General features: G+C 41.3%; 21 protein-coding genes. 11 read left to right on the plus strand and 10 right to left on the minus strand.

Features of this window, described 5'->3' with window-relative positions; translation table 11 throughout:
- Positions 1–123 precede the first annotated feature (123 nt).
- Positions 124–933 carry a YitT family protein gene (locus ACIROD_RS12715; RefSeq protein WP_101224162.1) on the plus strand — a complete coding sequence of 270 codons (810 nt, stop codon included), beginning with the start codon at positions 124–126 and terminating at the stop codon, positions 931–933.
- A 72-nt stretch (positions 934–1005) separates the two neighbouring features.
- Here ACIROD_RS12715 and ACIROD_RS12720 read toward each other — a convergent pair whose 3' ends face one another.
- A complete protein-coding gene (locus tag ACIROD_RS12720; RefSeq protein ID WP_137017118.1) occupies positions 1006–1242 on the minus strand; it encodes an IDEAL domain-containing protein in 237 nt (78 codons plus the stop codon).
- Positions 1243–1562: 320 nt separating this feature from the next.
- Between ACIROD_RS12720 and ACIROD_RS12725 the strand changes: the two genes are divergently transcribed.
- Positions 1563–2141, plus strand: a complete 579-nt coding sequence (locus ACIROD_RS12725; protein ID WP_402941267.1) for a competence protein ComK — start codon at positions 1563–1565, stop codon at positions 2139–2141.
- Positions 2142–2175: 34 nt separating this feature from the next.
- Here ACIROD_RS12725 and ACIROD_RS12730 read toward each other — a convergent pair whose 3' ends face one another.
- From ACIROD_RS12730 to ACIROD_RS12740, 3 genes are all read right to left on the minus strand, one after another.
- Positions 2176–2394, minus strand: coding sequence for a DUF3006 domain-containing protein (locus tag ACIROD_RS12730; RefSeq protein WP_057275817.1), 219 nt, complete (start codon positions 2392–2394; stop codon positions 2176–2178).
- The gene (locus ACIROD_RS12735) at positions 2395–3234 is read right to left on the minus strand and encodes a ComEC/Rec2 family competence protein (RefSeq protein ID WP_101224158.1); all 840 of its coding nucleotides are present in this window, start codon (positions 3232–3234) and stop codon (positions 2395–2397) included.
- 1260 nt (positions 3235–4494) lie between these two features.
- A complete protein-coding gene (locus tag ACIROD_RS12740) occupies positions 4495–4866 on the minus strand; it encodes a YhjD family protein (RefSeq protein WP_402941271.1) in 372 nt (123 codons plus the stop codon).
- A gap of 290 nt (positions 4867–5156) precedes the next feature.
- Here ACIROD_RS12740 and ACIROD_RS12745 point away from each other — a divergent pair, with 290 nt between their 5' ends.
- The 5 genes from ACIROD_RS12745 to trpB all read left to right on the plus strand — a co-directional run bounded on the left by ACIROD_RS12745 (position 5157) and on the right by trpB (position 15076).
- Positions 5157–5771 (plus strand): TVP38/TMEM64 family protein, encoded by a 615-nt coding sequence (locus tag ACIROD_RS12745; protein WP_048680052.1) that lies wholly within the window; start codon positions 5157–5159, stop codon positions 5769–5771.
- Positions 5772–5804: 33 nt separating this feature from the next.
- The gene (gene lepB / locus ACIROD_RS12750) at positions 5805–6368 is read left to right on the plus strand and encodes a signal peptidase I (RefSeq protein WP_230177350.1); all 564 of its coding nucleotides are present in this window, start codon (positions 5805–5807) and stop codon (positions 6366–6368) included.
- 190 nt (positions 6369–6558) lie between these two features.
- Positions 6559–10056, plus strand: a complete 3498-nt coding sequence (gene addB / locus ACIROD_RS12755; protein ID WP_402941275.1) for a helicase-exonuclease AddAB subunit AddB — start codon at positions 6559–6561, stop codon at positions 10054–10056.
- On the plus strand, positions 10049–13783 hold the full coding sequence (addA, locus tag ACIROD_RS12760; RefSeq protein WP_402941278.1) for a helicase-exonuclease AddAB subunit AddA: 3735 nt from the start codon (positions 10049–10051) through the stop codon (positions 13781–13783). The genes addB and addA overlap by 8 nt, the downstream gene beginning before the upstream one ends.
- 129 nt (positions 13784–13912) lie before the next feature.
- Complete coding sequence (trpB, locus tag ACIROD_RS12765) at positions 13913–15076, plus strand: tryptophan synthase subunit beta (RefSeq protein ID WP_402941281.1); 1164 nt, start codon at positions 13913–13915, stop codon at positions 15074–15076.
- 45 nt (positions 15077–15121) lie between these two features.
- On the opposite strand, the gene ACIROD_RS12770 is transcribed toward trpB, so the two are convergent.
- From ACIROD_RS12770 to ACIROD_RS12795, 6 genes are all read right to left on the minus strand, one after another.
- A complete protein-coding gene (locus ACIROD_RS12770; RefSeq protein ID WP_095391926.1) occupies positions 15122–15340 on the minus strand; it encodes a spore germination protein in 219 nt (72 codons plus the stop codon).
- A gap of 21 nt (positions 15341–15361) precedes the next feature.
- Positions 15362–15769 carry a spore germination protein GerPE gene (locus tag ACIROD_RS12775; RefSeq protein WP_402941285.1) on the minus strand — a complete coding sequence of 136 codons (408 nt, stop codon included), beginning with the start codon at positions 15767–15769 and terminating at the stop codon, positions 15362–15364.
- 5 nt (positions 15770–15774) lie between these two features.
- Positions 15775–15954 (minus strand): spore gernimation protein GerPD, encoded by a 180-nt coding sequence (locus tag ACIROD_RS12780; protein ID WP_402941288.1) that lies wholly within the window; start codon positions 15952–15954, stop codon positions 15775–15777.
- Complete coding sequence (gene gerPC / locus ACIROD_RS12785; RefSeq protein WP_402941291.1) at positions 15944–16555, minus strand: spore germination protein GerPC; 612 nt, start codon at positions 16553–16555, stop codon at positions 15944–15946. Before gerPC ends, ACIROD_RS12780 begins: the two co-directional genes overlap by 11 nt.
- Before the next feature lie 79 nt (positions 16556–16634).
- On the minus strand, positions 16635–16841 hold the full coding sequence (locus tag ACIROD_RS12790) for a spore germination protein GerPB (RefSeq protein ID WP_402941294.1): 207 nt from the start codon (positions 16839–16841) through the stop codon (positions 16635–16637).
- A gap of 21 nt (positions 16842–16862) precedes the next feature.
- Positions 16863–17084 (minus strand): spore germination protein, encoded by a 222-nt coding sequence (locus tag ACIROD_RS12795; RefSeq protein ID WP_063577089.1) that lies wholly within the window; start codon positions 17082–17084, stop codon positions 16863–16865.
- Between the two features lie 222 nt (positions 17085–17306).
- On the opposite strand from ACIROD_RS12795, the gene ACIROD_RS12800 reads away from it, so the two are divergent.
- The 4 genes from ACIROD_RS12800 to ACIROD_RS12815 all read left to right on the plus strand — a co-directional run bounded on the left by ACIROD_RS12800 (position 17307) and on the right by ACIROD_RS12815 (position 22168).
- On the plus strand, positions 17307–18899 hold the full coding sequence (locus tag ACIROD_RS12800) for a long-chain-fatty-acid--CoA ligase (RefSeq protein WP_402941297.1): 1593 nt from the start codon (positions 17307–17309) through the stop codon (positions 18897–18899).
- A 306-nt stretch (positions 18900–19205) separates the two neighbouring features.
- On the plus strand, positions 19206–20480 hold the full coding sequence (locus ACIROD_RS12805; protein ID WP_402941300.1) for an MFS transporter: 1275 nt from the start codon (positions 19206–19208) through the stop codon (positions 20478–20480).
- A gap of 31 nt (positions 20481–20511) precedes the next feature.
- Positions 20512–21693: a DUF418 domain-containing protein gene (locus ACIROD_RS12810; protein WP_402941303.1), complete on the plus strand. Its 1182-nt coding sequence runs from the start codon at positions 20512–20514 to the stop codon at positions 21691–21693.
- Positions 21694–21826: 133 nt separating this feature from the next.
- Positions 21827–22168 carry a YisL family protein gene (locus ACIROD_RS12815; RefSeq protein WP_101224146.1) on the plus strand — a complete coding sequence of 114 codons (342 nt, stop codon included), beginning with the start codon at positions 21827–21829 and terminating at the stop codon, positions 22166–22168.
- Positions 22169–22208 lie beyond the last annotated feature (40 nt).

The raw sequence follows: 22208 nt of genomic DNA on the forward strand, positions 1-22208 counted from the left end.
TGGCTTTTTTTCTTCGGAAAGTGGAAGTTTGTAGTTGTTTTCAGAATAAACTATTATTTTTAAAAATCTTAGGTTCTCTACTATAATAAATTAAATTCCCAGTTCGTTTTAAGGAGATCGGATATGTATAATGTACTTTTCATCACTATAGGCTCAGTGCTTGTGGCAGTAGCCTACAACTTATTTTTGATACCACATTTAATTTTAAGCAGCGGACTTAGTGGGCTTGCGATTATGTTCGGAATCATCACCCCGGTCAACACAGGGATATTGAATTTTCTGATGAACCTGCCATTGCTGATTCTTGGATACCTGAAATTAGGGAGACGCTTTATCACCTATACGATATTATCAGTTGTAGTGATTTCCGTCAGTTTATATCTCATTCCAGTTCACGGAATTTCCACTGAACCGATTTTGTCTTCTTTATTTGGCGGAATCATATCGGGAATCGGTATAGGCATCGTCTTTCGCGCTTCGGGGTCTTCGGGCGGCTTTGACATCATTGCCATGCTATTGGCTAAGAAGAGCGACTTTCCGCTTGGTACATTGCTTTCGGTGATGAATGCAGTTGTGGTGGTTATCTCAGGCTTCATCTTCGGTTGGGATGCCGCATTATATACGCTGATTTCCATTTATGCAGCAGGAAAGGTGATCGATACGATCCATTCCAATCACATTAAATTAACATTGATGATCGTGACCAAAAAGAGTGACGAAATGAAAACGAAGCTCCTGACCAACCTATATCGTGGTATTACAGTCATGGATGGTGAAGGTGCATATTCAGGAGAAAAGAGTAAAGTAATGATGACAGTCATTACACGTTATCAGTTAACCGATGTAAAAACGATGATAAAAGAAGTTGATCCGAATGCTTTTGTCAATATTACCGAAACATCCGAGGTCATGGGGATGTTTCATAAAGAGTGATGATAATTAGAAAAGCCTCCCAACATTATGGGAGGCTTTTTTGATCATTAGGCTTTTTTTAAATCATGCATTTTAATTTCCAAACTGTTTTAGTAAAACGTTCATTTCAGAACTTAGTTTTAAGAATAAAGGTTTGTTTTTCTTATCCAAGGCTTCATCGATCTGTTTTGCAAGGATATTCTTTTTGGTAGTAAGGACGGCTTCCTGAATAATCATATCAATTAACATTTCCTGAACCACGGCATCGTTTTTCATTTCGCTCATTGATAAGGACTTCACTGACTCTGAATAAGATTTTTCATTTTTCAAAGTTACCACCCCTGACCCTTTTTATTATTATATGGATTTGAGCGGATAAAATCAACTGAAAATTTAAAAAATTTAAATATTAATAGAGAATGTGTCGTTTATATGAAGAAAAAGCCACTATATAAAAGAATTTTTAATTCTTTGTGAACTTACTTTTTATGATCAAGGGTTGTGCTATTATAGTGAGTAATTTAACATACATTTACTATCTCCATTCACTTTTCTTCGGCAATGGGGAATGGAAGGGTACAAGCAATTAAGGGCATAAGCTTTGGTAAAGTAAAAGCGATGTTTAGCAATGAGGAAGAGGTGGATTAAAAATGAAGGAAAACAATCAGGGAATCATCGAGGAATATGAAATCACGCCACATACATTGATGGTTTCGCCAATCAATTACGGCAGTAAAATATATGCCCGTATAGTTGAAATGGAGGACGAGTTCATATCCCCGTTTAAACCTTTGGAAATAATAAAGAAAAGCTGTGAGTTTTTCGGATCAAGTTATGAAGGACGCAAGCAAGGCACAAAACAGCTTATAAACATCACACATAAAGCACCTATTGCGATCGATCCGACCAGTTCGATTTTCTTCTTTCCCACTACATCTCCGTTGCGTCCTCAATGCATCTGGTTATCACATGAGCATGTGGTATCCTATGATCGCCTGGATTCCAAACATACTACCATCACATTCAGGAATAGACAAACCATCGATATAGCAGTATCATGCAGTTCTTTCGAAAACCAGCTGCACCGGACTTCGTTTTTAAAAACGAAATTGATCCAGAGGATTGAGGAAACAAAGAGGAAATCATTCTATCTGTTCACCGAAGCAAACGGGGTCAAGGCTTCAAGGGGTAATGTCAAAGTATATACCGCGTTAGACATTCAAAATTAAAGCAAGCCCTTCTTATTAAAGAAGGGCCCAGGAATTAATCTTCAAATAATTCATCCATTAGATCGTCAATTTCTTTTCTTAACTTCTCAGTGCCCTCTTTGGAAATGGTGATGGTATCTCCATCGATAATCAGCATATCTCCTACTTTTGCTCCCTTGGGGAGAGCGCTTTTAGGAAAATCCTTCATGTCACCACCATCGATTTCAACGACAGCGATCTTTCCTTCGAAGCGGTCAATAATACCTTGTACCATTTATTTCACCGTCTTTACAGTAATTTTCTGACCTGTAGAAGTAAAAATAATGTTACCTGATTTATCTGTGCGATAAGTTTTGGCCTTCACTGAATTCAACCGTTTTATAACAGTGGAAGTAGGATGCCCATAGCCATTTTTTCCTACACTGATTACAGCGTATTTCGGTTTTGTTTTGTTAATGAATGCGGAACTAGTTGATGTTTTTGCACCATGATGGCCGACTTTAAGTACATCCACACTTGGTACCAGTTTTTTAGCCAGCATATCTGTCTCTGATTTTTCTTCAGCATCACCTGTAAACAAGAATGTTTTTTTGTCGTGTTTAAGTAAAAGGACTGCACTCCAATTATTTAAGTCAGACTTGGCATATTCTTTAACAGGTGCAATGAATTTAAGGGAATTATCCTTAGCTTTAGTGTTGATTTCCACGCCAGTCTGCGCTTTTTTTATTGTAAGCTTCTTCTGCTTAACAGCCGTTAAAAAGTCTTTATATGCCTGGGTAGTATGAGAAACTTTAGGGGCATACACAGATTTTACATTAAGCGATTTAATCACATAAGCCAGACCGCCCACATGATCCGCATCTGGGTGAGTGGATACTAATGCATTAAGTGTTTTCACCTTTTGCTTTTTTAGGTAGGCTACAACTTCGTCGCCCTTTCCTTTACCGCCGCCATCAATTAAAACGTTTTCGTTACCGGTTTGAATAAGGATGGCATCTCCTTGTCCAACATTGATGAAATGTACCTTCACATTTGAGGCTGCCTCAGTTGTTTTAAGTCCAGTGAATAAAGACAAAACAAGAACAGCAACCAGTAGAATATTTATTTTCTTCATTTTTCCCCTCCAAATAATAATTTAACATGTGTAATTCGAAAAATGGGGATTTGGACATAATTTTCTTGTGATAAAAAAAGGAAGCGGGCATCAGAATCGTGGTTAGGTAAAATGATCCTGGGTATTTATGATGGATTGTCGCTGGTGAAGAAGGGGAATGTATCTGAGTTTTTAATATGGTGGAGGAGATGATATTCTACAGGCGGATAATGGAATGATTCTTTCATACGATCAATCATATCAATGTTTGCTTTAGCAAAAGTCACAACCAAAAGCCCTTCTCATATGAGAAGGGCATCAGAATTAATCTTCAAATAGCTCATCCATTAAATCTTGAATTTCTTTTTTTTATGTTTCAGAGCCTTCTTTGAAAAAACATCGATATACAAACATTTCCTCTTTTGCTTCCTTAGGATAAAGCATTTTTACTGTAATTTTCTAATTTGTGGAAGTTAGCTGAACACAGTTTAAGTATAGGTATCATAATATGTATAGTTACTGGAAATGTGTACAGCCTTCTTCTCTCAAATGGTTCAGAAATAGAGGTGAGAGAATGCTGAATTTCAAATCACTTCTAAAATGAAACTACCTATTAAAGTGATAAAAAAACATGCTCTCCCAATAAAAAGTGCCTTTTGGGGGACCTTTAATTGCTTCTCAAGGTAATATATATATCCAAAAATGAAAGACGTTCCTAATGTAAGAATAATGTAATCTGCTTCATATAAGGGTATAAAGATTTATATGTTATGAAATTTTTCTCTTTTTTTTGACCCCATTGTATAATTTCTGTCTCTATGTAACCCTTATTATCTCTTTCCGCTAACTATTCGGGAGGTCTGTACTTTCCGTCTTCTTTGTTATGTGTTTCTTCTGGATAAATCTCTTTAACAAAAGTTTTCAAAATGAAAATTGGTGCAATATACTGTGTTTAGACAAAATACTTTCTGCTATTCCAATTAAATCTAATAGATTGTACACCATATATTAGTAAAATGTTGCTATGATTGGATATAATTAAATACGTTAGCAATTAATCAAGAGGCATTTACAGAGTGTAGTTAAAATCAGAAAATCAAATTTACTCGATGGAATATCATTTGCTGATAAAGTTCCAAATAAAAAACATTATAGCTTATTCTTAACCGAAACATTCCGTTACGTTAATTCATATATTGACTGATTAAGCTTAACCTTCTCATATAAGATACTGGATGATCTAAGGCCACAAACATCCACATACATGGATGCCTGCACCCGCTAATTCCTTGAACGGTGGTTTTTTTCGAAAAGGTAATAACATAACAAGTCTTCAGTTTTGTTGCGAAGGCGGGGATTGAAATAATTATGATGTTCCTCGTATCCTTTATATATAAAACAATACATCGTGAAGGATTCATCGCGTTTGATTTCACTAACCTTAATATTCTCCTTGCGCAAATAGCGCCGCACCTCGGCAAGTTCGTCTTGAACCACTTTTAAAATATGTTCGACTAGCTCCGAATAGGGCCTTTTTAATTTAAACGGACTAATTTCGATGACCTTGAGATCCCGGTTTAAGACTGTAATAACCATAGGGAGGTAGATGGCTTTTTCAATCATATTTCGGTCATCTTCTGGAATGCGGGTCATCATGACCGCCCCTTTCTAAAATAGCGCGTTTTTAATAATAGTATGTATATTCTGCAAAACAAGAACATACGTTCTGTTTTTTTATCCTAATGTATTTTCAGTGTATATGCAAGCAGTTTTGATAAATCAAGAAATATTCGTTAACAAGATTATGTTTTCCGGAGATAGGGAAAGTATGAAGATATATGGATAATAATTCTTGCAATTTCAGGGGAAAGTGATATATCTAAAATAAACAGTTTTTAATAAGTTTATGCTGCAATGATGGCAGCATGTCGAGGGAGATAATTATGGATTTGGATACTATACGTGAGTGGTTTACACTTGATCATATATCGGCACTTATTCAGCAATATCGCTCATTCGGTCCAATTCCTGGGATCTTGCTGCCGATGTTGGAAGCATTTTTGCCTTTTTTGCCCTTAGTGGTGTTCGTGCTTGCTAATGCAACGGCTTTTGGTCTCTGGTGGGGATTTTTATTTTCTTGGATTGGTGCGGTAGCGGGGTCTTTTTTGATCTTTTGGATTATTAGAAGATATGGTCAAATGAGGTTTTTCCGATTTTTGCAAAAGCATAAACAGGTGCAGAGGTTGATGGTTTGGGTTGAGAGCCATGGATTCGGTCCTTTGTTCATATTACTCTGCTTCCCTTTTACACCCTCGGCTATCGTTAATATCGTGGCAGGACTTTCAAAAGTCAGTACCCTGCAATATGGACTTGCAGTAGTGGGTGGGAAAGCGGTGATGATTTTTACGATCAGCTTCGTAGGTTACGATTTAGTATCATTAATTCATAAGCCTGTGCGAACGATCATTATCGGAATCGTCATCTTTATCCTATGGTATGTGGGAAAAAGACTGGAAGTCAGGCTAAATAAAAGCATGAAGAGAGAAGAAGGACAATAAATTAATATATAAATGCAGTAGGGGTTGAACTAGATGGAAAAAACAAACAAGAATTCTTTATCCGATTGGATAAAACCAGCGATGATAGCTTTTGTTATTTACATCTTAATCCGTACATTTCTCTTTTCAAGCTATGATGTTGAAGGGAAGTCGATGCAGCCGACCCTTGAAGATGGAAATAAACTTGTCGTGAATAAAATCAATTACCGGATTCATGATATCAACCGTTTTGACATTATTGTTTTTCATGCTAATTCACAAGAAGATTATGTTAAGCGAGTCATAGGGATTGCAGGTGACCGAATTCGTTATAAAGATGATTGGCTTTACGTAAATGGTGAAAAAGTGGATGAGCCTTATCTTGAGAAATTCAAGGAAGGTTTCCCGGAACAGGATTTTACAGGTGATTTTACATTAAAAGAATTGACGGACATGACCAAAGTTCCGGAGGGTAAGCTTTTTGTCATGGGTGATAACCGTCTTGAAAGTGCTGACAGCCGTCATTTTGGTTATATACCGGTTGAAAATGTTGTCGGTAAAGTGGATGTTCGATATTGGCCGGTCAATGATTTCAATTTTAAATTTACAGGTGAATGATTGTGGAAGCCCCAAAATTATGTGGGCTTTTTCTTTTGGGGGAAAACGCGAACGTACGATTGGTGTTTTTTAAAGGGAAACGGTAAAATAATAGAAAGTAAATCTAATTGGAAACAGAAACCTAGTCATAAAGACGAAAGTATTTCTGGTATGATGGGTCTAGATATTATGTTGTAAGGGGGAAAAAGAGATGTCACTCCGTTTTTTACTGGGAAGATCGGGTGCAGGGAAAACTTCGAATATATTGGACGAAATCCGCTCCAAATTGGCAGAAGATCCCGAAGGAAATCCAATTATCTACCTCGTTCCTGATCAGATGACGTTTCTATCTGAATATAAATTAATTAAAACACCAGGCCTTGCCGGAATGATCCGGACACAGGTTTTCAGTTTTAGCAGGCTTGCATGGCGCGTCCTTCAGGAAACCGGGGGGATGAGCCGGCTGCATTTGGACAGTGTCGGCGTCAATATGTTGATACGGAAGATCATGGAAGATAAAAAGGAAGAGTTAAAGATGTTTCGTCGATCTGCTGATAAACAGGGGTTCATTGCGCAGATGGAGCTAATGCTGGCCGAGTTCAAGCAGTATTGCATCCAACCTGATGACATTCAAAACTATTTGCAAGAAACCTCACAGGCAGGCAGCGGCATTCAGGATAAACTGCATGATCTTGAATTGGTCTATCAGGCTTTTGAGGATGAAATGGTCAACAAATATTTAGATTCCGAAGACTATTTCACCTTGCTGATCGAGAAAATGCCAGAGTCTTCATATATAAGGAATGCGGATATATACATCGATGGTTTTTATAGCTTGACTCCACAGGAATTATTGATTGTGGAAGAAATGATGAAGCTGTGCAGGAGTGTAACGATCTCACTGACGTTAGATCAGCCCTACAGGCAATATGCCCCGGATGATTTGCAGTTGTTCAGGCAAACGGGTAATCTTTATCATCACCTTTATCAGTCTGGATTGAGGAATGGCATACCGATTTCAGAAGATCGAATCTTAAAAGGGACGGAAAGGTTTGGAAAGAGTCCAGGGCTGAATCACCTGGAAACTCATTTTGCCATTCGTCCTGCACAAACGTTTGAGCAGTCACCTGATGTAACGATCGCCCAGGCAGTTAACCGCAGAGCTGAGATTGAAGGAGTTGCCCGGGACATCTTGTCGCTGGTCAGACAGAAACAGCACCGTTTTCGTGATATTGCGATTTTAGTCCGTAATGGGGAAGCATACGCAGATATTTTACAAACCGTTTTTCGGGATTATCAAATACCCTTGTTCGTCGATTCCAAACGGACGATGCTGAATCATCCTCTGATTGAACTGATTCGTTCCACTTTGGAGATCATCAATGGCTATTGGCGTTATGAGCCGGTATTTCGTGCAATCAAGACGGAGCTTCTATTTCCGCTGCAAAAAAATCATGATAGGATGCGCGAACAGGTAGATAAGCTGGAGAACTATGTGCTGGCCCGCGGCATTAAAGGAAGCAGGTGGACGTCCAAAGAACGTTGGACCTACAGGCGCTTCCGCGGCCTGGAACTCGAGGACCGGAACCAAACGGATAAGGAAATGAAGCTTGAGCAAGAGTTGAATGAGATGAAGCAATTATTTACCGAGCCCATCTTGAAGCTCTCAAAACGTGTTAAAAAGGCTGCTAATGGCAGGGAATTGTGTGAAGCCCTTTATCTATATCTTGAAGAATTGCATGTGCCGGAAAAATTGGAAAAGCTAAAACTAGAGGCAGAAGAAGCAGGTGATTTGGTATCGGCAAGAGAGCATGAGCAAACTTGGAATGCGGTTGTCGACCTATTGGACCAATTCGTTGAACTGCTGAGCGGGGAAGAGCTCTCCATGAAACAGTTTGCAGTAATTATTGAAGCTGGTCTGGAATCTCTTGAATTTTCTTTGGTACCGCCGGCAATTGACCAAGTGTTGGTCGCTAATCTAGGTTTATCCCGCCTGGATGATGTGAAGACAGCTTTTGTTATCGGCCTGAACGAAGGGGTTTTGCCAGGAAAAGCTGTATCTGACGGAATTTTTTCAGATAGTGATCGTGATGTGCTGCTGGCTGGCGGACTTGATGTTGCCCCAAGTTCAAAAGTGCGCCTGCTGGATGAGGAGTTCACAGCGTACAAAGCATTCACTACGCCTGCTGAGGCACTTTATTTATCATATCCGCTTGCCGATGAGGAAGGAAAGGCTCTTTTACCCTCATCCTATTTAAAACGGGTAAGGGACGTATTGCCTAACGTTTCCGAAGTGTATTATATGAACGATCCGTCCGATCTGCCTGCTGAGGAACAGGTGAAATATGCTGCGAATCATGATGTGGCACTATCGTACCTGGCTGCCCAATTGCAGCTGAAAAAAAGAAACTATCCAATCCATTCACTATGGTGGGATGTGTATAATGCCATTATTGATGATGAAAGGGCCGGTCCTTCAGCAACTAAGGTTTTATCGAGCCTTTTTTATCAAAATAGGACAAAGAAATTATCTGAGGAAACTAGTAAGCAATTATACGGTGAGAGCATTCTTACGAGTGTATCCAGGATGGAAATGTTCAATAGCTGCCCGTTTTCCCATTATGCCGCTCATGGCTTGAAATTGAGGGAACGGCAAATTTTCCGTTTGGATGCACCGGATATAGGCGAGATGTTCCATGGAGCGTTGAAAATGATTTCCGATTACTTGAAGGAACATAATATACCTTGGTCTACATTGACTTCGGAACAATGCTTGGAGCTGGCCAGAATTGCCGTTGAGAGACTTGCTCCTAAACTCCAAAATCAAATCTTGTTAAGTACGAACCGCCATCACTATTTACGCAGGAAACTGGAACACGTGATTGGACGGGCCTCGATCGTATTAAGTGAACATGCAAAGGTGAGCGGTTTTGCTCCAATCGGATTAGAACTCGGATTCGGAAAAAATGGCGAGCTGCCGCCACTATCTTTCACATTGAAAAACGGTACGAAGATGGAATTGGTCGGGCGAATAGACCGCGTGGATAAAGCGGAAGAAGATGAGGGTGTCTATTTGCGTGTGCTCGATTATAAGTCGAGTGAAAAGGAACTGAACATGAGTGAAGTATATTATGGACTCGCGCTGCAGATGTTGACATACCTTGATATCGTCGTCACCCATTCCAAGTCGCTTATTGGAAAAGAAGCGATCCCTGCCGGGGTTTTATATTTTCATGTGCATAATCCCGTTGTCAAATCAAAGGGAATGCTCAGCTTGGATAAAATTGAAGAAGAAATCTATAAAAGTTTTAAAATGAATGGACTTGTACTGGATCATTCAAATGTCATTCAAATGATGGATACCTCACTTGATATTGAAAATCCTGGTAAGTCGGATATCATTCCAGCTGGATTTAAAAAGGACGGATCGCTCCTTGCGGCTTCCAAAGTTGCCAGCAGGGAAGAGTTTTCGCTCCTTAATCATCATGTGCGCCGTATTTATCAGGAGGCTGGTGATCGAATTGTCGATGGTGATGTGGATATAACACCATACAAATTAAAGGAAAAAACGCCGTGTACCTTCTGTTCCTTTAAATCTGTATGCCAATTCGACCAGTCACTGGAGGAGAACCAATTCAGGAATTTGGCACAGAAAAAACAAAATGACGTTCTTGAGCTATTAAGGGGGGAGGGGGAGAGCGATGAGTAAAACGAAAATTCCTGCTCTGCCAGGAGACGTGACTTGGACGGAAGATCAATGGAAGGCGATATGGGCTAAAGATCAGGACATTCTGGTTGCGGCCGCAGCAGGCTCAGGGAAAACAGCGGTGCTGGTCAACCGGATCATTCAAAAAGTCATTTCAGAAGAAGAACCAATCGATGTTGATGAACTGCTCGTCGTTACATTCACAAATGCCTCGGCTGCCGAAATGCGTCATCGGATAAGTGAGGCATTAGAAAAAGCGATCAATGATAATCCGCATTCACAGCATTTGCGTAAGCAGTTGAGCTTGATTAATCGTGCTTCGATTTCCACACTTCATTCTTTTTGTTTAGAGGTGATCAGGAAGTATTATTATCTGACGGATATCGACCCGGGCTTCCGGATTGCAGATTCTACGGAAATCCAGCTGCTTCGTGATGAAGTGATGGAAGAGCTTTTCGAGGAGCAGTATGGCCAAAGTGATAATGAAGAGTTCTTTAATTTGGTTGATGCTTTCACTAGCGATCGAAACGATGATGCACTTCAGAATATCGTTCGATCGCTGCATGATTTTTCGCAATCGAATCCAGACCCGGACCGATGGCTTGATGGTGCCGCCAGTATGTATAAGCTGGCAGATGATGATGGGATTGATGATCTTTCGTTTATCGATTCATTGAAGTTCGATATTGGTTTACAATTGGACACCTCCAGAGATTTATTGGAACGCTCGCTTGCGTTGACAAAAATCCCTGGGGGACCGGCACCAAGGGCTGAAAACTATTTAGCCGATCTTGCCGTGGTTGCTAAACTTTCGGAAGTGAAGGACCAATCCTGGAATGCTCTTTATGAAGAAATCCAAAATGTGAAGTTTGGGACGGCGAAACGCCTTTCTGGTGCGGAGTTTATCAAAGAAATTACGGATGAGGCTACCAAGTATCGGGATAAGGCGAAGAAAATCATCAAATCGTTACAGGAAGAGTTATTTTCCCGTAAACCGGAAAGCTACTTGAGGGATATAAGGGAGCTCAAGGGATATGTCGATACACTTGTAATGCTTGTTAAACGGTTTGATGAAAGGTTCTTTGCTGCAAAAGCAGAAAAGAACTTGGTGGATTTCGCCGATTTGGAACATTATTGTCTACAAATTTTGACAGGGGAAACGGTGGATGGTGAACGAAAGCCCTCAGCGGCAGCCATTGAATACAGGAACCAGTTCAAAGAGGTACTAGTGGATGAATATCAGGATACTAACCTGGTTCAGGAATCCATTTTAAAACTTGTGACGGCCGACGGCGAATATGATGGGAATCTTTTCATGGTAGGCGATGTCAAGCAGTCCATTTACCGGTTCAGGCTTGCGGAACCGAATCTCTTCCTTGGAAAATACACACGTTTTACCCATGATGGTGTTGATTCCGGACTGAAAATTGATTTAAACCGCAATTTCCGGAGCCGAAAGGAAGTTCTCGATGGGACCAATTTCTTGTTTCAACAGTTGATGGGCATTACTGTCGGTGAGATTGATTATGATGAAGATGCCCAATTGAAAAAAGGCGCCCCATATCCCGAAGACGATCCAAACCCGATCGAACTCCATTTAATTGACGGAACAGCCGATCCGGAAGCTCATTCTGAAATGGAAGGATCGGAAGGCGGGTTTGAGGCCGAGGAGCTTGAAAAAGCGCAGCTCGAAGCAAGGCAGATGGCAAAGCTCATTAAAAAGGCTATAAGCGAAAAGCATCGGATATATGATACGAAAACCCAAAAGTACCGATCTGCCACTTATCGGGACATGGTCATTCTTCTTCGTTCGATGCCATGGGCACCGCAAATCATGGAGGAATTTAAAAAACAAGGAATTCCAGTCTATGCCAATTTATCGACAGGGTATTTTGAAGCGACCGAAGTGGCCATCATGATTTCCCTATTGAAGGTGATTGATAATCCGCAACAGGATATCCCATTGGCATCCGTTCTCCGTTCACCCATCGTCGGATTGGATGAAGAAGAGATGTCACAGGTGCGTTTATTCCATACAGGGAGCTACTATGAAGCGCTAGCTGATTTTTACAGAAAGAGTGACCCGGAAGAACATCCGGGGCTTTATGAAAAGGCCACTGCTTTTTATAAAAAACTAGTGACGTGGAGAAAGCTTGCCAGGCAGGAGGCATTATCAGACTTGATCTGGCTGCTATACCGCGAAACGCAGTTTTATGATTTTGCAGGTGGGATGCCGGGCGGAAAACAGCGTCAGGCCAATTTAAGAGCGCTGTATGACAGGGCAAGGCAATATGAAGCAAGTTCTTTCCGCGGTCTGTTCCGTTTCTTGCGTTTCATAGAAAGGATGCAAGAACGTGGAGATGATTTAGGGGCAGCTCGTGCTTTAGGGGAACAGGAAGATGTAGTCAGGCTGATGACGATTCACTCGTCAAAGGGGCTTGAGTTCCCGATCGTGTTCATTGCCGGTCTTTCCAAGCAATTCAATATGATGGATTTACGCAAGCCCTATTTACTTGATAAGGATTATGGCTTTGCGGCAAAGTATGTGAATTCCGAATTACGGATAACTTATCCATCCCTCCCTCAATTGGCTTTTAAGAAAAAAAAGCAGCTTGAATTAATTGCCGAGGAGATGCGTGTCCTCTACGTGGCTCTAACGAGGGCTAAGGAAAAGCTTTATTTGATTGCCAGTATCAATGATGCAGAAAAGATGCAGCAAAACTGGGAAAGTAATGCGGCACATGGAGATTGGCTATTGAAGGACTATGTACGGGCAGGTGCAAAAAGTTATCTTGATTGGATTGGTCCATCCCTTGTCCGGCATCGGGATTCTCTTGGGGCTGCAGGTCTTGGCTTGGAAATGGAGTCGCACCCATCGAATTGGTCCATTTCCGTCATTCCAAGTGAAGAGCTTGCTGTTCTGGATGAGGAAGAGGCACTGGTTCAAGAGCGAATGCTTGAACATGTCCAGAAATCGGAGAAGGTTGATATTGTTTCTGAGTTTTATGATGATATCAAGGAACAGCTCGAGTGGGAGTACCCCGAGCATGAAGCAACGGTGTATCGTTCCAAGCAATCCGTTTCTGAATTAAAACGTCAATATGAACTCAAGGACGAGCAAAGCTCCACAGAGCTGTTGCGTAAATTTAAGCGGCCTATCACGAAGCGGCCGACTTTCATGCAAGAAAAGTCACTGACTCCTGCTGAAAGGGGTACGATTACACATTTAGTCATGCAGCATATTGATTTATCAAAAGAGGTTACCATTCAGTCGATTCAGGAACTGATGGTTGACTTGATTCAACGTGAGCTGTTGACGGAGGAACAGAAAGAAGCTGTGGACCCTGAGACGATCGTCGATTTCTTTGACAGTGAAATCGGGCAAAGAATGCTAGAGGCCGTGAACCTTCGCCGTGAAGTGCCATTTACGATGTCGCTGCCTGCAAAGGAAGCTTACAGCGATTGGGCAGCTGGAGATGAAGAGATCCTAATCCAAGGTGTAATTGATTGTATCTTTGAGGATGAACAAGGTCTTGTGCTTCTCGATTATAAAACGGATACAATCACCGGCCGTTTTGCCAGCGGGTATGAAGGGGCTAAAGAGATTCTTGCCGATCGATACCGGATGCAGCTTCAGCTTTATACGCGGGCTGTTGAAGGGATAATGAATAAGAAGGTAACCGGCCGTTACTTGTTTTTCTTTGACGGCTCGCATTTATTGGAAGTATAAGAGAGAAGGAGTGTCCCATTGATGTGGGACGCTTCTTTTTGGATAAATAAACAGAATAGTTTGAAAAGGTATAAATGCTTACTATATACTAGTGGAGAAAAATACCTTTTTAAAGGAGTAGAGAAGAGTATGACGAGTGAGATCAAGAGCAAAGGATACTTTGGTGAATTCGGCGGAAGCTTTGTACCGGGTGAACTTCAAGAAGTAATGGATATTTTAGAAACGGAATTCCTGAAATATAAGGATGACCCGGAATTCATTGAGGAGTTTAAATATTATCTGAAAGAATATGTCGGACGCGAAAACCCGTTAACACTTGCAAAGAATTTAACGAAAAAGGTTGGCGGGGCAAAAATATACTTGAAGCGTGAAGACCTGAATCATACAGGTGCTCACAAAATTAATAACGCGATCGGCCAAATCCTGCTCGCTAAACGGATGGGTTCTAAACGAATCATCGCAGAAACTGGTGCTGGGCAGCATGGTGTGGCGACTGCGACTGCATGTGCGATGTTTGGCATGGAGTGTGTGATTTATATGGGTAAGCTGGATACGGAGAGGCAGGCATTGAATGTCTTTCGGATGGAATTGCTGGGGGCAAAAGTCGTAGCGGTCGAAAAGGGACAGGGTCGCTTGAAGGATGCCGTTGATGAGGCATTGAATGATTTGGTGCAAAACTATGAAAATACTTTTTACTTGCTTGGTTCAGCAGTGGGACCACACCCATATCCAACGATCGTTAAACATTTCCAATCAATCATAAGTGAAGAATCAAAGCGCCAGATCCTTGAAAAGGAAGGGAAACTGCCAACTGCCATCATTGCTTGTGCAGGAGGGGGAAGCAATGCGATCGGTGCTTTTGCTCATTATATTGATGAAGACAATGTCCGTTTAATTGGTGTAGAGCCAATTGAAGCCCCGAGTATCTCCCAAGGTGTCCCGGCAGTATTGCACGGATTCAAAAGTTTGACGTTAGTGGACGAACAAGGGGAACCAAAACCGACATTCTCCATAGCTGCCGGTTTGGATTACCCGAGCGTGGGACCCGAGCATAGTTTTTTGAAAGAAAGCGGACGAGCGGAGTATGTGACGGTAAAAGGGGAAGAAGCGCTTGAGGCTTTTCAGGTATTATCCAAAACAGAGGGAATCATTCCTGCTCTCGAAAGCTCACATGCCCTAGCTCACGCCATGAAGCTCGCAAAAGAGTTAACAAAAGATGATATACTGATCGTTAATTTATCAGGCAGGGGAGACAAAGATGTCGAACAAGTATTCAACATGTTAGAAAAATAAGCCGAATATAAAAGCCTCCCTGGAAATGGGAGGCTTTTTCTGTGACTAATTATTCCCTGTAATGGGCTGGTCGACCCCATTGACATCAAGGACATTGCTGCCGTTCAGGCCATTGGCCGTAAAAACGATTGCAGCCGTGTTCCCTGAGCCGGATCCGCTAACGGATTTGGAGGAAGACTTAGGGGAAATGACGGCGCAATCACCGAATAACAGGTTTCCTTGAGCGACATTAAATACTTGAACTGGGCCGATAATGGCGGGCATATGAACCCCTCCTTTAAAAGTTTAAGTGTTGTTGGTTGAATCCTCGATTGGCGTCTCTTCGGGTTTTTTAGGAACCTCCCGAATATGTTTCACTCTTGATTCCATACGTACATGGCCTACGTTCCCCACACCAACCACAGATGAGGAAGATATCCCGATTATATTGATATTGCCGACCCGTATGAAGGGATTCGGATTTGAAAAACTTGATATCACGGGTTCATTCAATCTCGGGATATAAAGTGGTTTCTTAAAAATGTCATAGTCTTCGAAATGAATATCGACTGAATGGAAAGTTTCACTTTTCTTCTGAACGGCTATAGCCAGGGCATTTCCATCTATATATGAAGTATCCCCGATTTGCAGGGTGGAGCTGAATGATACCGTGTCGGATAATAAAGATTTTACTTTTGATATTCTAGAAAACATGTTATTTATCCTTCTGGAGAAAGCGGCACGAATGACCCGATGATAAGGGATTCTGGCGGGGTATCGAATGCTGAAGAAAGTTGGACCGTTTGTACATCCCCAATTAGAAATAAAGCAGAGCTTGCTACACCGGTAATTTTAATATCTCCTACACAAAGCTGGTGATTGGTTACATTAAACTCCATTTGGATTTCCTCCTGTCTCGGCTTGTGAATGGGTAATGAATTGTAATAATGCAGTTTGAATATCGGATTTCACCTTTTCCTTGATCTTTTCCTTAATATTATCCCTTTGCTGCGGAGCCCGTTCCGCGTAAGAAAGATTATCGAAATACATATTGATCCGTTGATGAAGCTGGCGCTCGACGTCTTGCTTAATGAAGTCATGATAAGAGGGTTCCAATGATATTTTCAGCTGGGTTTCCACATCGTTGATCATATTTTCCAAGTCTGAAAGAATATCGTTGTGCATTTCCTGGACGACGATTTCCCTGCCTGGAAATAGGTTAGGTGCTGGTTGGACGGGTTGGTTGTTGACGGCAAATTCATCAATGTTGTTAAGGTCAGTTGGATTTAAACCGATATTCAATGTTCCATCTAAAGATTCGACCTTTAGCTGATCGAATTTATATTCAATTTTATCCACATGGATTGGCGGTTTATTTTTCAGCTCGGCAATTTCATCTGTCAGGCGTTTGAGTTCGTGTTCAAGTTTCATGATCCGTTTATCCTGGGCTTCAAGGAAACGCTGCATTTGTATGGAATATGAATAGAGATCCTGATTCACGATTCAACACCCCACCTTCACAATAAGTAAATTTCATATATGACAGTATATGAAAAAGTTGGATGTAGGTGAATGCCTATCAACCAGGGGTAAATGGGACGAAACTGGCTGATGGGGTAACATCAGCTTCAATTTGTGGAGCAGGCTCAGTGAATCCACCGGTATTGGCCAATGTGGAATATGGTTTAATCACCCCGGCACTTCCTATTTGAAAAACGGATGAATTGGCGATGCTTTCAATTTTTATCATATTGATTTGTATGGTCTGGTGAATATTGAAGATCATGCTGACTCCTTTCTTAAAACATTAGAGATTTAAGACCAGTGGCTGATCAACACCATCAGTATCATTTGTATTCGTGGTGCTATAGGCATTATAAAGGGATATGGATTCACCCGTATTAAACGAGCCAGCACCTGCAAACGTTTTTGAGGTGGAATAGGGACTAATTTTAAAGACGTCACCAATATGGACAATTCCACTGCTACCGACGTTGATGACTTGAACGACTCCTACGATGGCCGGCAAGAAAATCACCCTTTTTTTATTCTGGTTTTCCCCTGAATCTCAGGCATGAGCCTAGCACTGAAGGGGGTTTCAATGTATAGTATGTTGACTGATGATTGATGTGATTCATCTGCCTATCAATATATTGTTATATAACAATGGTGGATATTATTGAAATGTTATAAACAGATATGGTAATATAATGCTAATTCAGAATTTTCAAATAAAAACAGGGGTGAGGAAATGAATGTACCATTAGTATTATCGCATTTCTTAGATCGAGCAGCCTTACTATATGGCGATAAGAGAGCCATCATTGGAGATGACAAGGTATTAACCTACGCAGAATTGAACGGCCGTGTAAACCAGCTTTCAAATGGTTTAAGGGATCTTGGAGTCAAAAAGGGTGATAAGGTGGCATATTTGGCACCTAACTCAATTGAAATGCTTGAAGGCTTTTATGGGGTATTTCAGCTTGGGGCTGTAATCGTTCCCTTGAATATCCGCTTGAAGCCTGCTGATTATGTATTCATTTTGAACCATAGCGAGTCAAAGGTCCTTTTCGTAGATCAGGAATTGTATCATCTTATTTCCCCTGTTAAGGATGAACTTGAATCGGTGGAGCACATAATCGTTCATTATAAAGGTGAAGAAATAAATGAAACCGATTACAACCATTGGCTGGAACGTTATGATGACAAGTGCTTTAACCGGGAAACCGTGGATGAAAATGATGTTTCGAGCCTCCTTTATACTAGCGGGACCACAGGGAATCCTAAAGGGGTGATGCTGACTCACCGCAACAACTATTTACATGCCCTGGGTGCGATGCATCATTTCAGGGTCAATGACCGCGATACATATTTGCATGTACTGCCGATGTTCCACGTGAATGGGTGGGGAGCCCCATTTTATTATACGGCAAATGGTGCCACTCAAGTTTGTTTGAGGAAGACCAGTCCCGAAACGATATTTGATGCATTACAAAAGCATAAGGTTTCCATCATGCATATGGCACCAACGGTTCTGAATTCACTGTTTCAATATTATGAACGGAATGTTCCGAATCTTGAGCAGGATATTCGAATCGTTGTTGCGGGTTCCGCTCCGCCTCCTGCATTCGTTACAAGGGTGGAAAAAGAGTTGGGCTGGGAATTCATTCAAATTTACGGAATGACTGAATCGACACCGGTTAGTCTGATATCGCTGATTCGTTCTGAATTCGATGATCTTTCGGAAAAAGAAAAATACAGAATGAAGGCGAAAGCCGGATATCCCATCATAGGCAGTGAGGTACGGGTCATCCATGATAATGGTGAGGAAGTGGCCCATGATGGCGTGGATATCGGGGAGCTCATTGTCCGCAGTCATGGAGTGATGTTAGGTTATTGGAAAAATGAAGAAGCGACCAGCCAGACATTGAGAAATGGATGGCTGCATACAGGGGATATGGCCACGATTGATGAAAAGGGCAATGTGGATATCGTTGACCGCAAAAAGGATATCATCATTAGTGGCGGAGAAAATATCTCTTCCATAGAAGTGGAAGGAGTGCTCTACGAACATCCGGACATTCTTGAAGCGGCAGTCATTGCCGTTCCCCATGAAAAGTGGGGGGAGACGCCGCATGCCTTCATTGTGCCAAAAAGGGGCGTGGAATTAACGGAGGATGATGTAAGGACCTTCACACGGGAAAAACTAGCTCATTTCAAATCAGTTACCAGTGTGTCGTTCGTCGATGAGCTTCCGAAAACGGCATCGGGGAAAATACAAAAAATCCATCTCCGTAATGATTACTGGGAATCTAAGGGAAAAACAGGCAGGTTCGTCAATTGAAGCTCGCTAACGCTGTTCAGAAATGATCAGCGTTTTTTTCTGTTTGCCCGTTCGATTGGTTTCATATTAAGCTATGAAGATATCGGACCTGATAAATGAAGATTGCGGGGGCGATATTTTTCCATTCGTGCAGTAACTCATGCCATTGTTGGATAAGGATGTTCATTCAAGAGCATTGGAATTTGTTTCGATAAAAAGCTTCCTGTTTAACGAGAAAGTGTTACTATTATAAAATATTTCAAATTATTTTGATTTTCATTTTTTCATCATGTTTATTGTAGGAGTCTTGGATTGTGGGGGAGAGCATTGAAACGTATACATTATAGCTGGGTTATTTTAATCATAACATTCTTCTCGATTATTGTAGCCGGAATCGTTAGGTCATCATCGGGAGTATTCATCGTTCCATTTGAAAGTGAGTTCGGGTGGGATCGGTCCGTCATTTCTTTAGCCTTCGCCATAAGTTTGTTTCTTTATGGATTATCGGGTCCATTCATGGCCGCTCTAATTGAAGTGCTTGGATTGAAGAAAATGATGGTATTGGCCATGTCCACTTTATTGGCAGGGATTTTACTCACTTTTTTCATGGAGCATGAATGGCAGCTCATTCTTATCTGGGGAATTATCATTGGATTGGGTTCTGGAGTGTTTTTAACGGTATTGAGCCCATATGTGGCAAATCGTTGGTTCGAAAAGAGGCGGGGACTGGCGGTCGGGATACTCACGGCAAGTACGGCCACAGGTCAGCTCATTTTACTTCCGGTTTTAGCCATCATCATTGAGAATTACTCGTGGAGATGGGCGATTGGATTAATTTTGGTCCTTAGCTTGATCATGCTGGCAATCATCCTTTTGTTCATGAAAAACAATCCGAAGGAAGTGGGCACTCTTCCATATGGATTAGAAGAGGAAAATCAGGAGGCTGTTTCAGTCCAAAAGAAGAACCCCATCGCCATGGCCTTTCAGTCGTTGATTGAAGCAGTGAGAGTGAAGGAATTCTGGTTATTGGCAGGAAGCTTTTTTATATGCGGACTTTCGACGAGCGGGTTGATCGGCACACATTTCATTTCTTACTGCATTAGTTTTGGTTTACCGGTTGTGACGGCAGCATCAATGCTGTCTTTCATGGGAATCTTTGATTTGATTGGTACGACTGTATCCGGGTGGTTATCAGATCGTTTTGATAACCGTTGGCTATTGTTTTGGTATTACGCTCTAAGGGGTGCTTCCCTCGTATTACTTCCTTTTGCGCTAAATGAAGGCTCAATTGGCCTATTGATCATCTTTTCCGTTTTTTATGGCTTGGATTGGATTGCCACCGTTCCTCCGACCATTAGCATTTCAAGGCAAGTCTTTGGCATGGAGAAAAGCGGGATCGTATACGGGTGGATATTCGCGGCCCATCAGGTCGGTGCAGCAGTGGCGGCGTATGGTGGAGGGCTTATCTTCAAAATATTCAACTCCTATACATGGGCATTCTTCCTTGCAGGAATCTTTTGCTTATTGGGCAGCTTGTTTGTCATACTGATAAAAAAGCAAAAAGCGGTCACAAAAGTTAAGGATGGTGCAATGGAGTTATAGAAAAACTGTATGGATGAAAGTGGGTGTACCTATGAAGGGCACGATGGTACCATTGCAGGAAAGTAAAAGGATCGAAAGCATCGATATTTTACGTGGATTAGCCATTTTAGGGATTTTTTTAGTGAATATGCCTTCTTTCCACTCGCCGCTCTTGTACATAGATGGTGCCGAGCGGTGGGCTGGAGGATGGGACAGGATTTTGTATGTATTCAGTGATATTGTCGCACAGGCCAGCTTTTATCCGTTATTTGCCTTTCTGTTCGGTTTCGGGGCGATCATACTGGCTGTAAGGAGTGAAGAAAAGGGTACTTCATTTCCTTTGCTATATATGAAAAGGCTAAGTTTCCTGCTGATACTTGGATGCATTCATGCTTTTTTCATCTGGCATGGGGACATACTCATTAATTATGCTGTATTTGGGTTTGCCTTTTTGTTTTTTTATAAGATGAGGGGCAGGAATTTAATTCTGCTAGGCTCGGTTTGTTATGTCCTGCCTTTTGCGATATTGAGTTCACTATTTCTTATAATGAGCATTTTTGAAGGGGATTCGATGGCAATCACGACTGATTCGGAGATGATTAAACAGTCTTTGGAAGCTTATCAATCTGGTACATTTACGGAAATAATGAGTCAAAGGGCGCTGGATTGGTATATGGTGAACAACCCCTTTAATGCCATTATCCTTTTCTTATCGATTTTTCCGTTTTTTTTAATGGGAGCAGGCGTTGCAAAACAAGGCTTTCTCCAAAATCCAACCCAATATAAACGACAATTGAAAACGATATCGATTGTAAGTTTGCTATTGGGGATGTCAATTAAGTTTCTGCCATATGTGACGGTATACCATTTTGGTACGATATTCGTGCAGGATTATTTGGGAGGACCGTTACTTACGGTTTTTTATATCACGGCAATCGCGCTTTTGGCGGAGCGGGCAGGGGCTTCCCGCCTATTACAACCGTTTTCGTATATCGGAAGGATGTCGATGAGCAATTACTTGTTCCAATCGATGGTATGTACGGCCATTTTTTATTCATATGGGCTTGGTTTATATGGATCAGTCTCCTATACGACAGGATTTGTTTTCCTAATAGCCCTGTTTTGCCTGCAAATTCTGCTTTCCTTATTGTGGATGGGTCTGTTTTATTACGGACCGGTTGAATATATATGGCGTTTTTTTACATATGGTAAAAAGCCGGTTATGCGCAAGTAGGGACCAGTTAAGAAGAAATATAAATGATGTTCATTAAATTGTTGGTTTTACCCATTCAGGTGGGTCCTTAGTTTTGTTTTTTTGTAAAAGCCTATGATATGATGAAATGGAAACTGAACGAGGGGGCAAAAAAATGACACATATGCATATTACAGCTTGGGTTATCGGAATCATTCTTTTCTTTGTCACATATTCGATGCTTAAAGGTGAAAACCCGAAAGCGAAAATGCTACATATGATAACACGGTTGTTCTATCTATTGATTTTCCTTACTGGCGGCATGCTGATCACTGATTTTGGTGCTTACGCAGTAAAAATGATTGTTGGAATCATCGTGATTGCGGCGATGGAAATGGTGCTGGTCCGTACGAAAAAAGGAAAAAGCACAAGTGCCATGTGGACATTGTTTATCGTAGCGCTTGTATTCGTCCTTTATTTAGGACTTTCGCTGCCACAAGGAATGGACTTTTTTTAATACAGAATTATAAACGGGTAAATGAGGAAATCTCATTTAC

Source organism: Peribacillus sp. NPDC101481, assembly GCF_044767165.1.
In the GTDB taxonomy this organism is placed as follows: Bacteria; Bacillota; Bacilli; order Bacillales; family DSM-1321; genus Peribacillus.

Bases quoted from the DNA above. Each gene is read 5' to 3' on its own strand.
- ACIROD_RS12745 (WP_048680052.1), top strand. From the start codon at position 5,157: ATGGATTTGGATACTATACGTGAGTGGTTTACACTTGATCATATATCG.
- ACIROD_RS12730 (WP_057275817.1), bottom strand. From the start codon at position 2,394: ATGGTACAAGGTATTATTGACCGCTTCGAAGGAAAGATCGCTGTCGTT.
- addB (WP_402941275.1), top strand. From the start codon at position 6,559: ATGTCACTCCGTTTTTTACTGGGAAGATCGGGTGCAGGGAAAACTTCG.
- ACIROD_RS12815 (WP_101224146.1), top strand. From the start codon at position 21,827: ATGACACATATGCATATTACAGCTTGGGTTATCGGAATCATTCTTTTC.
- addA (WP_402941278.1), top strand. From the start codon at position 10,049: ATGAGTAAAACGAAAATTCCTGCTCTGCCAGGAGACGTGACTTGGACG.
- ACIROD_RS12740 (WP_402941271.1), bottom strand. From the start codon at position 4,866: ATGACCCGCATTCCAGAAGATGACCGAAATATGATTGAAAAAGCCATC.
- ACIROD_RS12780 (WP_402941288.1), bottom strand. From the start codon at position 15,954: ATGGAGTTTAATGTAACCAATCACCAGCTTTGTGTAGGAGATATTAAA.
- ACIROD_RS12725 (WP_402941267.1), top strand. From the start codon at position 1,563: ATGAAGGAAAACAATCAGGGAATCATCGAGGAATATGAAATCACGCCA.
- ACIROD_RS12810 (WP_402941303.1), top strand. From the start codon at position 20,512: ATGAAGGGCACGATGGTACCATTGCAGGAAAGTAAAAGGATCGAAAGC.
- ACIROD_RS12770 (WP_095391926.1), bottom strand. From the start codon at position 15,340: ATGCCCGCCATTATCGGCCCAGTTCAAGTATTTAATGTCGCTCAAGGA.
- trpB (WP_402941281.1), top strand. From the start codon at position 13,913: ATGACGAGTGAGATCAAGAGCAAAGGATACTTTGGTGAATTCGGCGGA.
- ACIROD_RS12800 (WP_402941297.1), top strand. From the start codon at position 17,307: ATGAATGTACCATTAGTATTATCGCATTTCTTAGATCGAGCAGCCTTA.
- lepB (WP_230177350.1), top strand. From the start codon at position 5,805: ATGGAAAAAACAAACAAGAATTCTTTATCCGATTGGATAAAACCAGCG.
- ACIROD_RS12775 (WP_402941285.1), bottom strand. From the start codon at position 15,769: ATGTTTTCTAGAATATCAAAAGTAAAATCTTTATTATCCGACACGGTA.
- ACIROD_RS12715 (WP_101224162.1), top strand. From the start codon at position 124: ATGTATAATGTACTTTTCATCACTATAGGCTCAGTGCTTGTGGCAGTA.
- ACIROD_RS12735 (WP_101224158.1), bottom strand. From the start codon at position 3,234: ATGAAGAAAATAAATATTCTACTGGTTGCTGTTCTTGTTTTGTCTTTA.
- ACIROD_RS12790 (WP_402941294.1), bottom strand. From the start codon at position 16,841: ATGATCTTCAATATTCACCAGACCATACAAATCAATATGATAAAAATT.